Origin of the sequence: Faecalibacterium sp. OF04-11AC (assembly GCF_003460645.1) — a bacterium.
Taxonomy (GTDB): domain Bacteria; phylum Bacillota; class Clostridia; order Oscillospirales; family Ruminococcaceae; genus Faecalibacterium; species Faecalibacterium prausnitzii_I.
This window is the reverse complement of record NZ_QTVP01000001.1, coordinates 1-14,842: the sequence shown is the minus strand read 5'-3', so window position 1 is coordinate 14,842 and position 14,842 is coordinate 1. Positions and strand designations below refer to the sequence as shown.

The following is a 14,842-nucleotide window of genomic DNA, read 5'->3' as shown; positions in this document are numbered from 1 at the left end:
CATGGTACACTGGCGGTTTATCATTTTATCAACTTATACAATTCTCATCCTGCGAGAATCCTCCTCACATATTCATAATTTCCTGAATTTCATCTACACTTATAGGATCTGCAATATTTAACGGTTCCATTTGGTCGTAAGTTAGTATCCTGTTTCTGCACATTGCAGGTTCATCAAAATTTAAGCTATCCGCTTTTAGTGCTTTGCCAAAATCTGATAGTACATAATACGCCCCATCTTGTTCAAACAATCCATACTGATACAACGAGGCTATCATCACATTCAAGTTTGATTTCTCGTCCTTGCCGAAGTCTTTAATATAATTCAGTTCTTCTGATGTGCATAGATTAAGAAAGTTTGCCAACTTATAATACAACGCGACATTCATTTCGGTCAACAAAAAGCACCTCGTAAGATTAGCAAAACAATCAACCTTTGCATCCTCGTCAATTTTATCTATCAGTTGCATTTGCCTTTTTACAAAAACACTGTAATCGACATTATCCCCACTGAACTTATTTGACATTTCAACCTGTTCATCAAAGGACTTAAATGTGCCATACAAATACCTTTGCATCTTATCCCAGAACAGTGCAGTCGGTATGTGGAAAACAATGTCTTTCACATCTCTAACACTATCCATGGCAGCTCCATTATCATGAAAGAGCACCACTTTGATAAGATTGTAAAATGAATCCCCAGCGTACTTTTTAATATCTTCATTTTTCAAAATTCCCGTCAATGTAGCAACTTGCTCTTCCAACATATTCCAAAACCTCCTACTAACATAATACGTTATTCAACTTATTATCATTATATCTGGCATTTCACAGAACGTCAAGAAGCACATTTTTTCACGCAGGCACATCAATACTCAGTCCGGACTTCAGTTCCACGGTGTAGTGGTCATCCCAGACCATGATTTGCCGGAGCCAGCGCTTGACCAGCTTTTCATCAAACTCGGTCAACTCATTTCTCTGCTGTCCAATAAAATCCTGCAACTCCTTGATGAGCTCCATCTGGATTGCCTTGGTGGTTTCATCGGAATCGGTTTGCCGTTGCAGTTCGCGCAGGTGGAAAATCTCCTCGGCAACATCATCGTAGGCTTCACGATTGTTGGCACGGTTCAACAGTTCCTGTTGGAGCACCAGCAACCGTTCCGCAATGCGGTCTTTCTGGGCAGAGGTATCATTCCGCAGCACAAGCATCAGATTCTTCTGGAGCTGTTCCTTGTATGTAGTCTTCGCACTCAGCATTTCATTCAAGGCTCTCAAAATGACCTGTTCAAGTTCTTTTTCGTTGACTGTTCTGGCATTACAGACCCCACCACCCTGTTCCAGCCTGCTTGCGCACCGCCAGACAATGGAACGGCAGCCGTGGTTGTTCCAGTGGATGCGCTTGAACACCTCTCCGCAGTTTCCGCAGACCACCACCTGTGAAAAACAATGCGTGCAGCTGTACATCCGTTTCTTCCCACTGGGGCTGGCCTGCACATTCCTGCGGCGTACCAGTTCTTCCTGCACCTTCATGTAGATTTCCTTGGGGATAATGGCCTCATGGTCATCTTCTACATAATACTGAGGTGCGATGCCGTTATTGGCCACACGGGTCTTGTTCAGGATATCGATAGTGCAGGTCTTCTGAAGCAAAGCGTCGCCAATGTACTTCTCATTGGTCAGAATCCTCTTGATGGTGCTGGTGTGCCACTTCCTGTTCCCTGCCCCGGTCAGGATGCCATCTGCTTCCAGTCCATGGCAAATCATATCCATCCACGGGATGCAGTTCAAGGGTTTGGGATTTCCCAACAAGTATTTTGCAAATCAAAATAAGCAGATGTATATACGTCTGCATTGCTTGCTGGCACTGCGTACCGTAAAACTCCCGTTTCAATCTTCACGAGTGATTTTTCTTGGAAGAAGCCCCGCCGAAGAACATCTGCCTGCCGTTATACAAACGATGGAATGTATGAAAAAGAAAAAACACATCTCTGAGGAGCAGCATTATCTATGTGAAATCGGTCTGGAAAAGATGCCCTATCGGTCTTCCTGGCTCTACAAATCTTATACGGAGGAAAGTCACACACACATCACGATTGCGGCCTATTATAATGTAGACGAGGCTTTTCTTCAGGCTCCCACCGCAGCATGGAGAGATCTATGGGATTGCCGTATCGTACTTCGCAAGTCGATATTCTCCGTCTATTCAGAAAGCGATTTGAACCTTCCATTCGGAAAAAACGGAAAATTCTTATTCCAACTTGGGTATACTCCTGTTGTGTCCGACATGAAGAAAATCGTTCAGAAAACTGCCGCATTGTCTTTCCCACCATGGGCGTTAGCCGTATGGGATATGGATACTGCAACATTATATATGGTCAAATACGACAGAAGTCATTGATTTTTTTTGTTTATCTGTGATACCATTCGTTACGAAACCTCCATCATTGCTCTCTTCGCCTATGGTGGAGACTCCGGCACTCAAAGAAATTTTCCGAAAAACACAACGAGGTGACCATTTTTGAAACGTCGAACTTTTCTTGTCTGCACCGCTGCACTTTTTTGCAGTGCGTTTCTGGCAGTGGGCTGCACTCAAAAAACCTCTCAGCCCGTCCTTCAGCAAATCGAATACTCCAATTTAGCAGATTCGGATACACAGGATCTTCTTTCCAAACTTTTGCAGGATGCCGGCGTATCCGACCTGCGGATACAGACCTTCTTTGATCATGTGCAAAAGTTCAACAATGCTGTGGACCCGGCATGGCTCACCACAGGGTTTGAAAATGCCAAGCCTTCGGATCTGAAATACGATCCTTACTCCATGCAGGACGCATGGACGGAAAAATATGACACCTTCCCCGGCTGGAACTGTCGGATTACCGCTTGTGGGCTGTTCGGTGATTTTATCACTGTCACGGGCAAGGCAGACCTTGACTCAGCCGAGGACACCCTGTTTATGGACTATGAAACACTGGATTCTGACCCGGAATCCCTTTGCGGCGATGAACGGCAAAAGTTTGATGCGCTGTTCGCCCCGGTCAAAACCACCAATACGACCGATATTCCTACCCATTTGAAAACGATTCAGCAGGAATGGAAGAAACGCGGCCTCTCCTTCGTGGAAGATGATAAGATCCGTCTCGTCTCCGTGGTTCTGCACGACCAGTTCTCTGAAACGGACAATTCTCTTATGATCGGTCATGTCGGCGTTATGCTTCCCACATCGGATGCGGTATATTTTGTCGAAAAGGTTGCTTTTCAGGAGCCGTATCGCTTGTTGAAGTTCAAAAATCGAACCGAGTTGAGCGATTATCTGATGCTGAAATACGACAACTCGTGGGGACAGGATACCGCCCACACCTTTATTATGGAAAATTCAGACCTGATGGACGGCTGGCGCATTCTTGAAAATCAGGAAAATGCAAGTTAAAAGCATCCAATTTACTGAGAACCGTTCGGTCTGACAGATCATTCGCCCTCTGATGTCAAAAGGACGCTGCAACCTCTCACCCAGAGGCGGCAGCGTCCTTTTTATATATCGGAATGTTTGGTTTGCAGGGGAACTCCGGGTTTATGACAGGGTATGTATAATGTGCAGAGCCATATCAGCATTTTCTTTGTCCACAAACACCTCTGTGACATACCTCGGTTTTATGCCGAGAGTTCCAATTCTCGCTTGGTCAAATGTGTTATGCCGATTGACATCTTTGGATTTGCAATAGAATTTAATTCCAGCTGCTGCCAACGCATCCGTGATGCGATTGCATTGGTAAGGGTCAGAAACTGTTGCAACCAGAGATTTGAAAAAATGTTCTAACATAAAGAGACCTCCTTGTATACCCTCTAAAAGTAGTTTTGGAGCTGGGGACTGGCTATTATGTGATAAGCCTTTGGAGTATGCCCAGCTTGTGCTGGGTAGTGAGATTGAGCATCATCTCTCGCTCGGCTTCAACCATGGCAGAGTAGAAAATTGACCTTTAATTAAAATATCCAAGGCAAAACAACAGTCCTCTATCATTCATTTAATCGATTCCTTTGAGTTTTCTTTGTATAAATCATCTAAAAGCTCTTTTTGTGTTTGCTCTACTGCTTTGCTATAATGTTCTCTAGCTTCCTCTCCTTGTAACGTTTTATACCCGCCATTTCCGTCTGGAATATCAACACGAACAACATTTTGCTCATCTAATTCGGATGCTGCATTAAGTGCGTCTTCAATTTCTTTACTGCCCATAATTTGTGGAGCATCAGTCATTATTGGCCTGCCCAATATTAATATTAGTAGCACCGCTATTACCGCAAACATTAACACAATTTTTCTTGCTCTCATCCGAAACGCTCCTTTTTAGATTTATTTCTCATTGCGGGGCTTTTTAATTTTGTAATTCACAATCCGACTTGCAAGATAAATTATCCAAAAAGTAAGGATATAATTGTTAGTTATAAACTTTGTAAAGGTCGCTTGTTCCCCTAATCTTATTTCAACAAAGAAAAATATCAAATACTGCACAACTAGCATACTACCAACGTCTACTACCAGTTTTTTCACTATCTTCGGCTCCTCTCTATAAACCCTTTTATCCAGATAACGCAGCAAATCACTGGTTTGTTGCAAGATTTTCTGTTTTTATCTATCTTAACAAAAAATCGCCCATGTGAACGTGCTTTCCACCCCAGTTGGCGTGAAACGGCGGTTCAATCCAGCAGCCTGCGCCGCACTCTGCAAGCATTTCTTTCAAAAGCTGCGCCCGTTTTGCGTGTTCGGAAGGGCGGGTATGATTATAATCATACAGCCGCTCCATGCAAAGTTCCTGCTCTGCCATGATGGATTCATCCGTTGGGTCGTAGACTTGTTGGCTGTGGATCGCATTTTTTATCGGCATGGTTCTACTCTCCTTATTTATAAGGAATCTTTCTCATTTTTCAGTAGATTCTTCCAGATTCTTTCGGTACTGTGCCGGACTGACACCATACTCTTTCTTGAATACCCGGCTAAAATAGAGTGGGTTATCATACCCTACGATCTCTGCAATTTCTCCAATATTGTATTCGGTGTTCTCCAATAAGCTTTGTGCATTTACCATCCGAAGGGACAGGATGTATTGTGCAGGGCTTATTTTCATGTACTGCTTAAAATTACGGATAAACCAGTTCGTACTGATATGCAGCGATTCTGCGTAATCGTCCACACTGACCTTTGTATTATAATTCTCGTTAAAGTAGGCAACGGCGGCTTCGATTTCTTCGGGGATGCTTGTAGTTGTTTTCTCGCTTTCCTGCTGTTGTCTGCTTACTAAAAGCAGAATGATGTTGAAGAGAGAAGCAATATAGTCTTCATAGCCATATTCACATTGTTGCAGTTCCCGGATGATCTTTCGGAACAGCATTTTGTAATCCGGCAGTGTGCCGCTGTAAAAAACGTGCTTGTCCAAGGGGATTCCGTGATAGTTCAGGACGTTTTTGACATCATATCCTGTAAAGTGAATCCAGAACACCTCTGGATGATCTTCTACATAGTAGACATACTTCTGGATTTCTTTCGGCTGATAAAGCACCATGTGTCCAGAAGTCACCACTTCCTCAACACCATCGAACCAGAAGTGTGCTTTACCAGATGCCACATAGAGGATTTGATAGTCTCTGCGACCCTTTGCCCAAAAAGTAGGTAGCTTAGGGCGTTTTTTCAAGCGATAAGTGCCGCAACTGCCTACGACCAGCGGCTTTGAGTAGTCTTTGAAATCCAAACGGGAGTTGTTCAAATATCCTGAGTTGAAATACATCCCTGCGTCCTCCTCGTCTTCAGAGATTTTGCAGTGATTTGGGAAATGTTCTATCAAAAAATTACAAACTCTTTGATTTTGTGCATATTTTGTTCCATCTTGTCTATATCTTTTCGCTCCATTAGATTCTATAATATTTTCAGACGAAACGCAAGAGATTTGGGCAACTTGCGTAACGAGAATTCCAGTCTGAAGTGCGCAGCAGATTGGTCGCGCCCACACAAAGCAAGCAAGATGGGAGAAAGCACAATGACTGAGAAACGTTATCTAAAGTGGTATAATAAAGTCGGCTATGGTTCAGGTGATATTGCAGGCAACGTGGTGTATGCATTCCTGTCCTCCTTCGTCATGATCTATCTGACCAACACCGTTGGCCTGAACCCCGGTATTGTCGGCACTCTGATTGCAGTTTCCAAACTGCTGGACGGTGTGACGGACATTTTCTTTGGTTCTTTGATTGACAAAACGCACTCTAAGATGGGTAAAGCCCGTCCGTGGATGCTGTACGGCTACATTGGCTGTGCCATTACGCTGGTGGCAATTTTCGCCATCCCGACCAATCTGGGACAGTTTGCACAGTACGCATGGTTCCTGATCGCATATACTCTGCTGAACGCTGTATTCTACACTGCCAACAACATTGCTTACTCTGCACTGACTGCTCTCATCACGAAGAACAGTGCCGAACAGGTCGAGATGGGTTCTTGGCGTTTCATGTTCGCCTTTGCCACCAGCCTGCTCATCCAGTCCATCACGCTGGGTGCTGTTACGACATTGGGCGGTGGTGCTGCCGGTTGGCGCACTGTTGCAATCATCTACGCCATCATCGGTCTGCTTGTCAACACCCTCTCCGTTTTCTCCGTGAAGGAACTGCCGGAAGGCGAGTTGGTGGATACCACCGACAAAAAGGAAATCGAGCAGGACGAAAAGTACAATCTGGTTCAGGCTGCAAAGCTGCTTGCTGGTAACAAATATTATATGATGATTTGCGTCACCTACATTTTGCAGCAGATCTACGGTGCCATGATCAGCATGGGCACCTACTATGCAACCTACATCCTTGGCAACCAGAATCTGTTCGGTGTATTCTCTTGGGCAATCAACATCCCTCTGATCATCGCACTGGTGTTCACCCCGACCTTGGTTGCAAAGTGGAATGGAATGTATCAGCTGAACGTCATGAGCTATACTCTGGCAACCGTTGCCCGTGCACTGGTCGCTGTAGCTGGTTACATGGGCAGCGGCAATGTGACCTTGATGCTGCTCTTTACTGCAATCGCAGCTCTTGGTCAGGGTCCTTGGCAGGGCGATATGAACGCTGCGATTGCTGCTTGCTCGGAATATACTTGGCTGACGAAGCATAAGCGCGTGGATGGCACGATGTACTCCTGCACTTCTCTCGGTGTGAAGCTGGGCGGCGGTCTGGGTACTGCCATCACCGGCTGGCTGCTGGCTGCAAGCCATTTCGATCGTGCGCTGGCTGTCCAGCCCGAATCCTGCATCTCGATGCTGAAGATCATGTATCTTGTGATTCCGTTTGCTCTGGATGCCATCATCACCTTCATTCTCTCTCGTATGAAGGTCGAAGAAGCAAATGAAAAGCTGCGTGCAGCAGTCTGATAACAAGCCATTATCATTTCTCCTTCATCTGCTGTTCCCCGGAGGAATCCAGCGATTCCTCCGGGGAGGCTGGAGAAAGATTATAAAATTATAAAAGGTAAATGAGGAAATACTATGGCTGCATTTGATTTTGCAAAAGTAAAAGACCCCACCTTTTTCAAGGACAACGTGCTGAATGCTCATGCAAGTTTCCGCACCTATGCTTCCCGCGAAGAATATCTAGCAGGAGAATCTTCGCTTGCGATGAGCTGGACGGTATCTGGAAATTCGCCTACGCAAAGAACTACACCAGTGCCATCCCCGGCTTTGAAAAGACGGATTACGATTGCAGCGGTTGGGACGACATTCATGTTCCGGCACACATCCAGATGGAGGGCTACGACATTCCCCAGTACGCGAATGTTCAGTATCCGTGGGATGGCCGTGAAGAAGTACAGCCGGGTGAGATCCCGCAGCGGTTCAATCCGGTGGCAAGCTATGTGAAATACTTCGAGCTGCCGGAATCCATGGAGGGCAAGCCCATCCACATCGAGTTCGAGGGTGTGGAAAGCGGCATGGCTCTTTGGCTGAACGGGTCTTATGTGGGTTACACCGAGGACAGCTTCTCCGCACACGCATTCGATCTGACTCCCTATCTCCAGCCGGGCGTGAACAAACTTGCTGTGCAGGTGTTCAAGTGGACTTCCTCCAGCTGGTGCGAAGATCAGGACTTCTTCCGCTTCTCCGGCATCTTCCGCAGCGTGTGGCTGTACGCCATCCCCACCGTGCATCTGGAAGATGTATCCGTCAAAACGCTGTTTGCCGGGGATGATTTTACTCATTCCACGCTGGAAGTTGCATTGCAGGTGGAGGGTAAGGGCGCAGCCCGTCTGACCCTGCGCCGCAGTGAACTGGAAGTGTTCTCCGAAAAAATCCCGCTGAACGGCGGCTCTGCGCTATTCAGCCATGCGGTGGAGAACCCCCACCTGTGGAGTGCAGAGGACCCGGCTCTGTATGAACTGGAAATCGAGCTGCTGGACGATGCAGGCCATCTGGTAGAGGTGACCGGGCAGAAAATCGGTTTCCGCAAGTTCGAGTTGAAGAACAATCGGATGCTGCTCAACGGCAAGCGCATCGTGTTCAAGGGTGCCAACCGTCATGAGTTCAGCTCCATTACGGGTCGTGCTGTGGGCGTACACACCCATGAGGAACTGCTTCGGGACATCATCACCATGAAGCAGAACAACATCAATGCCATCCGCACCAGCCATTACCAGAATCAGGATGCACTGTACGACCTGTGCGACGAGTACGGTCTGTATCTGATCGCAGAGAACAATCTGGAATCCCATGGCACATGGGACATCCATCAGGCGGGCATTTGCGGCATCGAGGGCGTTTTGCCCAATGATAAGCCGGAGTGGAAAGCCGTCCTGTTTGACCGCATGAATTCCACTTACCAGCGTGACAAAAACCATCCTGCTGTTCTGATCTGGTCTCTGGGCAACGAATCGTTTGGTGGTGAGACCCTGCTCCAGATGGCAGAGATGGTCCGCCGCTTTGATGACACCCGTCTGGTGCATTACGAAGGTGTGGTCAATGATCCCCGCTTCCTCGAAACCACCGATATCGAGAGCCATATGTACAGCACGGTCAAGGACATTAAAGAGTATCTGGCACAGGGCGATAAGCGGCCTTATATCGAGTGCGAATACTCTCATGCTATGGGCAACTCCAACGGTGCTTTGCACAAGTACACGGAACTTGCCGACCAGAAGGACTGCGGCTATCAGGGCGGCTTCATCTGGGATTACATCGACCAGTCCATCTGGAAAAAAGACCGCTACGGCAAGTGGTTCCAAGCCTACGGCGGCGACTTCGGTGAGCGTCCTACCGACTATAATTTCAGCGGAAACGGCATTGCCTACGGTGGTGATCGTGCTCCTTCTCCCAAGATGCAGGAGGTCAAGTTCTGCTATCAGAACATCGCCGTCTCCATCGACAACTCTGGCTTTGAAGTCTGGAATAAGAACCTGTTCACCTCTACGGATGCTTTCGACTGCGTTGCACTGCTGCACCGGGATGGAAAGTTGTATCAGCAGCAGGAACTGACCAATATTGATGTTGCTCCCGAAGAGCGTTCCAGCTTCCCGCTGCCGTTTATGGTTCCTGCGCTCCCCGGTGAATATGCAGTGACCATCAGCTTCCGTTTGAAGGAGGACACCAGCTGGGCAAAGAAAGGTCATGAAGTCGCCTTTGGGCAGGGTGTGATCGCTGTGGTCCGTTCCGTTCCCAGCAAGAAGGTCACGCCGTTTACCGTTACGCACGGTACACACAACATCGGTGTCCGTGGTGAGAATTTCGATGTTTTGTTCTCCGATCTGAACGGCGGTCTGACTTCCTACCGCTATGCCGACAAGGAGATGATTCAGGAGATCCCCCGTCCCAACTTCTGGCGCGCTCCCACCGACAACGACTGCGGCAACAACATGGGCGGCGTTCGCGGTCAGTGGAAGCTGGCAAGCCTGTACGCTACCGCCAAGGGCATCGGCAAGGAGATCCCGTCTGTTCATGGCGGCACCATCCTCCAGAACCCCACCTGCGAGATGGAAGCCGACAGCGTGGTCGTGACCTATCTCTATAACCTCCAGACCAGCCCCGCAGCAGAGTGCAGCCTGCAGTACCGTGTGTTCGGTGATGGCCGCATCCAGACCACCCTGCACTATGACCCGGTGGAAGGACTTGCAGCAATGCCGGAGTTCGGCGTACTGTTCAAGATCGACGCTGACTACGACACGGTAGAGTGGTACGGAAACGGCCCTGCGGAGACCTACTGGGATCGCCAGCATGGTGCAAAGCTGGGCATTTACCAGAACAAGGTCGCAGACAATATGGCGCAGTACCTTGTGCCGCAGGAGTGCGGCGCAAAGACCGCTGTGCGCTGGGCAAAGGTAGTGGACCGCAAGGGTCGCGGGCTGCTGTTTACCGCAGATGCCGCAAAGCCCATGTTCTTCTCTGCGCTGCCCTACACTCCCCATGAAATGGAGAGTGCCAAGCACCCCTACGAGCTGCCCCCGGTCCATTACACGGTGATTCGTGCCATCGGCGAGCAGATGGGCGTTGGCGGTGATGACAGCTGGGGTGCCAATGTCCACCCGGAGTATATTCCTGATGTGACCAAGCCTGTGGAGTTCACCTTTACGTTCCGTGGCATCTGACCCTCGTTATTAAGACACCTTCGCGTTGAGATAAGGACATCCCTGCATGAGATTCCTATCAAAAGCGAGGGTGTCTTTTTTGGTATCAAAAAATCAACGGCTGCAGCGGCATCAGCTTATCCGCAGGGTAGATGTTTATCGTGGGTATCAGCTCAACATTACTTTCAATTTCGACCTTACGCCGTACATTGAAAGGGATGATGCGGCAGCCTGCTGAAAAGCCGGGCGGCAACCATTCCTTTTTGAAAATGGTGTAAAGTCAAAAGTTGGGGGTTGTATCGAAACCGCCTGCAAAAGCCTGAAAACGGTGCAGGCGAAGCAATGCAGTCCCCCCAAAAAAATCGGCTTCAGCAAAAAGAAAAGCACCATACTTCCTACGAAGTACAGTGCTTTTTATATGGAGATTACCGGGATCGAACCGGTGACCTCTTGCATGCCATGCAAGCGCTCTCCCAGCTGAGCTAAACCCCCAGATGTTTGTTGTCGTCCGTGACGACGCTAGTAATTATAGCAGGCAAAGTCAGACTTGTCAACGGTTTTTACAAACTTTCTGTACAAAAAATCTCCGCCAGGGCACATCTACAGCTCCGGCGGAGATTTTTATGGTTCATTCCGTTTTCTATGCCATCAGGCCTTGGCGTACTGGCGGTCAAAGATCTGCGGTGCAACACGGATCAGCAGCACAGCGCCTACCACGGTGATGAGCGTTTCGGGCAGCATGTAGCTGGCGTTATACACCAGGCTGTATGTCCAGGCGCTCAGGCCGTCGCTCAGGTTGCCCCAGACAAGGACACCGGACAGGAAGCTGCACATAAACCGCAGGAAGCCTGCCACAGCGGTACCCACGGCCACGCCGACCATCCGGTTCTTGAACGGACGGGCAAACAGCTCTGCCATGCCCAGTGCCATAAAGGCCACCAGATAGTCCAGCAGCACTTCGCCCAGGAAATAGATGAACGTCGGGGTCGGAGGTGCCCAGAAGCCCAGCAGCATCTGCAGGCAGCCATTGACCAGACCCGTGAACAGGCCCCACTTGACGCCGTGACGGAACGACACCAGCACGAACGGCAGCATACTCAGCAGGGTAACAGAGCCGCCGTTGGGCATGGTGAAGATCTTGATGTTGGACAGCACCGTGCCAATGGCGATCATCAGAGCGCACTCCACCAGGATACGGGTCTTGGAGTAGGTTTTCGACATAGAGATTCCTCTTCTCTTATAAGTAGTACACAAAAACAAAAACGCGCCCGCATTCCGCAGGCGCATGGGCTGTTTGTGAAAAATCCGGACTTTCCGCAAACTACCTACGCCGGCATTACCCGGATCAGGTTCGAGGGTACTCTGCCACGTGCAGATCTCAGCCTTTCGGCGCCCCTGTTTTTATGTCCAGTTCCAGTATATCCGCTGCAGGGCAAATGTCAAGCCCCGGCAGACATATTGCCGCCCCGGGCCGCATATTTTCTAGTAAGCAATTCAGGGCAGGAGGCGTTGGCCATGAAAGGAGATCCGGAACAGCGGGCAGTCCAGCTGGGCGAATACATCGTCGCGCACCATGCCACGGTGCGGGGCGCCGCGCAGGCCTTTGGGTGCAGCAAATCCACCGTCCACAAAGACGTCTCCACCCGCCTGCGGGCGGTCAGTCCAGAGTTGTTCGCTCAGGTGCAGGCTGTGCTGGCCCGCAACAAAGCAGAACGCCATCTGCGGGGCGGAGCGGCTACCCGCCGTAAATATCAACACTCTCCCTGAAAATATCACAGTAAACCGGCGCGCGGTCCGCCCTTTCCGGGCTCTGCACGCCGGTTTTGTTATTTTTCCCCGGTTCGGAACTGCCCCAGCGCGGCCTTTTCCAGCCGGCTGACCTGTGCCTGACTGATGCCGATTTCCTTTGCCACCTCCATCTGGGTCTTGCCCTTGAGGTAGCGCAGCTCCATGATCTTCTTCTCCCGCGGGGTCAGTCCGGCCACGGTCTGCCGGAACTGCAGCCCGCTGATCCAGCTGTCCTCACCGTCCGGGTCCCGCACCTGGTCAATAACATACATGGCATCCCCGCCATCGGTATAGACCGGCTCCTCGAGGCTGATGGGCTCCACCACCGATTCCAGCGCCGCCGCCACTTCCCGGCGGGACATCCCGGCCTGCCGGGCGATCTCCTCCACGGTCGGCTCCCGGCCCAGTTTCTTTTCCAGCTGCTCCCGGCTCTGCATGGCCCGGTAGGCCGTATCCCGCAGGCTGCGGCTCACCCGCAGGGCGTTGTTGTCCCGCAGAAAGCGCCGGATCTCCCCGATGATCATGGGCACCCCGTAGGTGGAGAACCGCACCTCCTGGGCCGGGTCAAAGTTGTCGATGGCCTTGATGAGCCCGATGCAGCCCACTTGAAACAGGTCATCCAGGTTCTCGCCCCGCTGGGCAAACCGCTGCACCACACTGAGCACCAGCCGCAGGTTGCCCTCGATCATGCTCTGGCGGGCGCTCTGGTCCCCTGCCCGCGCCCGGGTCAGCAGCTGGCGCTTTTCCTGCTCGGATAAGATTGGCAGCTCGGCGGTGTTCACGCCGCACAGTTCCACTTTGTTGTACATCCCCCGCCCCTCCGGTTTCGTTTGGACTTCACCGGAAGTATGGGCGGGGAGGGTGTATCCCATTCATGGGAAATTAAACCTCTCAGTCTCGCTTCGCTCGCCAGCCACTCCCCTTTCGGCACTTTCGTGCCACCCTCCCCGGCGGGAGTCTTTCCTAATAGGGGAGCCCTTGGCAGGCGGGCAAGTTTACGCCAAACGAGTAGGTTTCCATTTTCGGCGGATGCCGGGCCCTGCGGACTCGGTTAGGTTTCTTCTAACTGTTTGCGCAGGTCCCGGATGATCCGCTTTTCCAGCCGGGAAATGTAACTCTGGCTGATGCCGATGGCGTCGGCGGCCTCTTTCTGGGTGCGCTCCACGCCGTCCACGAGGCCGAAGCGCAGCTCCATGATCTGCCGCTCCCGGGGGCCGAGCCGCTCCACGGAGCGCCGCAGGGTGGCCCGCTCGGCGTCCTGCTCCAGCCGGAGGCCCACCTGGTTCTCGTCGCTGCCCAGCACATCCGAAAGCAGCAGCTCGTTGCCGTCGCCGTCAATGTTGAGGGGCTCGTCAATGCTGGCCTCCTGCCGCCGGTTGGAGCTTTTGCGCAGGTACATCAAAATTTCGTTCCCGATACAGCGGCTGGCATACGTTGCCAGCTTGATGTTCCGCTCGGGCGTGAACGTATTCACGGCCTTGATGAGCCCGATGGTGCCAATGGAGATCATATCCTCCTGCGGCACCCCGCTGCTCTCGTACTTTTTGGCCAGGTAGACCACCAGCCGCAGGTTGTGGGTGATGAGCTCATCCCGGGCGGCAGCGTCACCTGCCATCATCCGGGCAAGGAGCTGCTTTTCCTCCTCCGGCGTCAGGGGCGGCGGAAGACTCTGCGCCCCGGAGACATAGTGTACCCCGCCCGGGCAGGCCAGGGCAGCCCACAGCCGATCAAACAGCAGTTTCAATATTTGAAGCATCATGATCCCTCCATCACGTCCGACCCCACCAGCAGCGTCCAGCCCGGGGGCGGGGGCGGCGTATCACAAAAGGCGGCATACAGGCCATGCCGTGTCTGCTGCCGTCCCCGAGCCGTCCAACGCAGCGCCCGCGCCGGGACGGCAGGCAGCAGGCAGTGCCCCGCCACTGTATCGCAGGGGACGAGCCGCACTCCCAGCTCCGGCGGGGGCAGGATGCCGCTCCCGGAAAACGTTTCTTTTAAATAAGTACGTAAGGCAGGCGGCAGCCGGGCTTCCACGGCCGCAAAGCGTACCAGCACCACCCCGCAGCCGGAGAGCGGCTCCCGCACCCCAAACCCGGTATCATGGAACGCCCGGACAGGGAGCACCACGCCCGCTATCTCCAGCTCTGCCGGAAAACAGGCCTTCTTTCCGTCCCCCAGCAGATGGAGGGCCAACGTCAGCCCGCCGTACACACAGCCGGCGCTCACCAGCAGCACCTCCGGCGAAAGCGGCAGATAGACGCTGAGGTTGTTCACCTCCATCCGGGCCCCGGGCAGCAGCACCGCCCCGGTGAGCATCAGGTTGAGCAGCCAGAACCACGCCAGCAGCCGCACAAAAGCCCGCCACCCCGGTGAGCATCAGGTTGAGCAGCCAGAACCACGCCAGCAGCCGCACAAAAGCCCGCCACCCCGGCCAGCCATAGGCCGCGGCCACGGCCAGCGCCCCGGTGCCGCCCTTGTAGAGCAG

The 14,842-nt window shown here is 51.6% G+C and carries 15 protein-coding genes, 1 tRNA gene, 2 pseudogenes and 1 riboswitch; of the genes and pseudogenes, 6 read left to right on the top strand and 12 right to left on the bottom strand.

The window, feature by feature from the left end; translation table 11 throughout:
* Positions 1–64: 64 nt before the first annotated feature.
* Both DXA70_RS00085 and DXA70_RS00080 read right to left on the bottom strand, forming a co-directional pair.
* Positions 65–766 carry a hypothetical protein gene (locus DXA70_RS00085; protein WP_128117203.1) on the bottom strand — a complete coding sequence of 234 codons (702 nt, stop codon included), beginning with the start codon at positions 764–766 and terminating at the stop codon, positions 65–67.
* An 88-nt stretch (positions 767–854) separates the two neighbouring features.
* On the bottom strand, positions 855–1,787 hold the full coding sequence (locus DXA70_RS00080) for a recombinase family protein (protein ID WP_243000880.1): 933 nt from the start codon (positions 1,785–1,787) through the stop codon (positions 855–857).
* A 4-nt stretch (positions 1,788–1,791) separates the two neighbouring features.
* Between DXA70_RS00080 and DXA70_RS00075 the strand changes: the two genes are divergently transcribed.
* Together DXA70_RS00075 and DXA70_RS00070 are read left to right on the top strand one after the other, a co-directional pair.
* On the top strand, positions 1,792–2,397 hold the full coding sequence (locus DXA70_RS00075; protein WP_128117202.1) for a hypothetical protein: 606 nt from the start codon (positions 1,792–1,794) through the stop codon (positions 2,395–2,397).
* A gap of 120 nt (positions 2,398–2,517) precedes the next feature.
* Positions 2,518–3,426, top strand: coding sequence for a DUF4300 family protein (locus DXA70_RS00070; RefSeq protein ID WP_243000878.1), 909 nt, complete (start codon positions 2,518–2,520; stop codon positions 3,424–3,426).
* Between the two features lie 141 nt (positions 3,427–3,567).
* Here DXA70_RS00070 and DXA70_RS00065 read toward each other — a convergent pair whose 3' ends face one another.
* Positions 3,568–3,816, bottom strand: coding sequence for a hypothetical protein (locus DXA70_RS00065; RefSeq protein WP_055192190.1), 249 nt, complete (start codon positions 3,814–3,816; stop codon positions 3,568–3,570).
* A 46-nt stretch (positions 3,817–3,862) separates the two neighbouring features.
* Between DXA70_RS00065 and DXA70_RS13855 the strand changes: the two are divergent.
* Positions 3,863–3,970: pseudogene (locus tag DXA70_RS13855) on the top strand (DUF6061 family protein); the annotation flags it as partial.
* A gap of 44 nt (positions 3,971–4,014) precedes the next feature.
* On the opposite strand, the gene DXA70_RS00060 reads toward DXA70_RS13855, so the two are convergent.
* From DXA70_RS00060 to DXA70_RS00045, 4 genes are all read right to left on the bottom strand, one after another.
* Positions 4,015–4,323 carry a hypothetical protein gene (locus tag DXA70_RS00060; protein ID WP_128117201.1) on the bottom strand — a complete coding sequence of 103 codons (309 nt, stop codon included), beginning with the start codon at positions 4,321–4,323 and terminating at the stop codon, positions 4,015–4,017.
* Positions 4,324–4,344: 21 nt separating this feature from the next.
* Positions 4,345–4,542 carry a hypothetical protein gene (locus DXA70_RS00055; RefSeq protein ID WP_128117200.1) on the bottom strand — a complete coding sequence of 66 codons (198 nt, stop codon included), beginning with the start codon at positions 4,540–4,542 and terminating at the stop codon, positions 4,345–4,347.
* An 82-nt stretch (positions 4,543–4,624) separates the two neighbouring features.
* On the bottom strand, positions 4,625–4,876 hold the full coding sequence (locus tag DXA70_RS00050) for a maltose acetyltransferase domain-containing protein (RefSeq protein WP_128117199.1): 252 nt from the start codon (positions 4,874–4,876) through the stop codon (positions 4,625–4,627).
* Between the two features lie 33 nt (positions 4,877–4,909).
* Complete coding sequence (locus DXA70_RS00045; RefSeq protein WP_128117198.1) at positions 4,910–5,773, bottom strand: AraC family transcriptional regulator; 864 nt, start codon at positions 5,771–5,773, stop codon at positions 4,910–4,912.
* Positions 5,774–6,022: 249 nt separating this feature from the next.
* On the opposite strand from DXA70_RS00045, the gene DXA70_RS00040 reads away from it, so the two are divergent.
* Positions 6,023–7,393, top strand: a complete 1,371-nt coding sequence (locus DXA70_RS00040; protein WP_128117197.1) for a glycoside-pentoside-hexuronide (GPH):cation symporter — start codon at positions 6,023–6,025, stop codon at positions 7,391–7,393.
* A gap of 215 nt (positions 7,394–7,608) precedes the next feature.
* Positions 7,609–10,590: a glycoside hydrolase family 2 TIM barrel-domain containing protein gene (locus tag DXA70_RS00035; RefSeq protein ID WP_128117196.1), complete on the top strand. Its 2,982-nt coding sequence runs from the start codon at positions 7,609–7,611 to the stop codon at positions 10,588–10,590.
* A gap of 398 nt (positions 10,591–10,988) precedes the next feature.
* On the opposite strand, the gene DXA70_RS00030 is transcribed toward DXA70_RS00035, so the two are convergent.
* Both DXA70_RS00030 and thiT read right to left on the bottom strand, forming a co-directional pair.
* Positions 10,989–11,061: transfer RNA gene (locus DXA70_RS00030), tRNA-Ala, on the bottom strand.
* A gap of 156 nt (positions 11,062–11,217) precedes the next feature.
* Entirely contained in the window at positions 11,218–11,790 is a 573-nt protein-coding gene (gene thiT / locus DXA70_RS00025; protein ID WP_022256219.1) for an energy-coupled thiamine transporter ThiT, read from the bottom strand.
* 84 nt (positions 11,791–11,874) lie between these two features.
* A riboswitch (TPP riboswitch) is annotated at positions 11,875–11,976 on the bottom strand.
* 108 nt (positions 11,977–12,084) lie between these two features.
* Between thiT and DXA70_RS00020 the strand changes: the two genes are divergently transcribed.
* Entirely contained in the window at positions 12,085–12,336 is a 252-nt protein-coding gene (locus DXA70_RS00020) for a sporulation transcriptional regulator SpoIIID (RefSeq protein WP_128117195.1), read from the top strand.
* Between the two features lie 59 nt (positions 12,337–12,395).
* Here the strand turns inward: DXA70_RS00020 and sigG are convergent, their stop codons facing one another.
* The 3 genes and pseudogenes from sigG to DXA70_RS00005 form a co-directional block, all read right to left on the bottom strand.
* Positions 12,396–13,166, bottom strand: a complete 771-nt coding sequence (gene sigG, locus DXA70_RS00015) for an RNA polymerase sporulation sigma factor SigG (RefSeq protein ID WP_128117194.1) — start codon at positions 13,164–13,166, stop codon at positions 12,396–12,398.
* A gap of 242 nt (positions 13,167–13,408) precedes the next feature.
* Positions 13,409–14,113, bottom strand: a complete 705-nt coding sequence (locus tag DXA70_RS00010; RefSeq protein WP_199522834.1) for a sigma-70 family RNA polymerase sigma factor — start codon at positions 14,111–14,113, stop codon at positions 13,409–13,411.
* Positions 14,113–14,712 (bottom strand): annotated as a pseudogene (locus DXA70_RS00005) (sigma-E processing peptidase SpoIIGA); the annotation flags it as partial. The pseudogene DXA70_RS00005 and the gene DXA70_RS00010, both read right to left, overlap by 1 nt.
* Positions 14,713–14,842 lie beyond the last annotated feature (130 nt).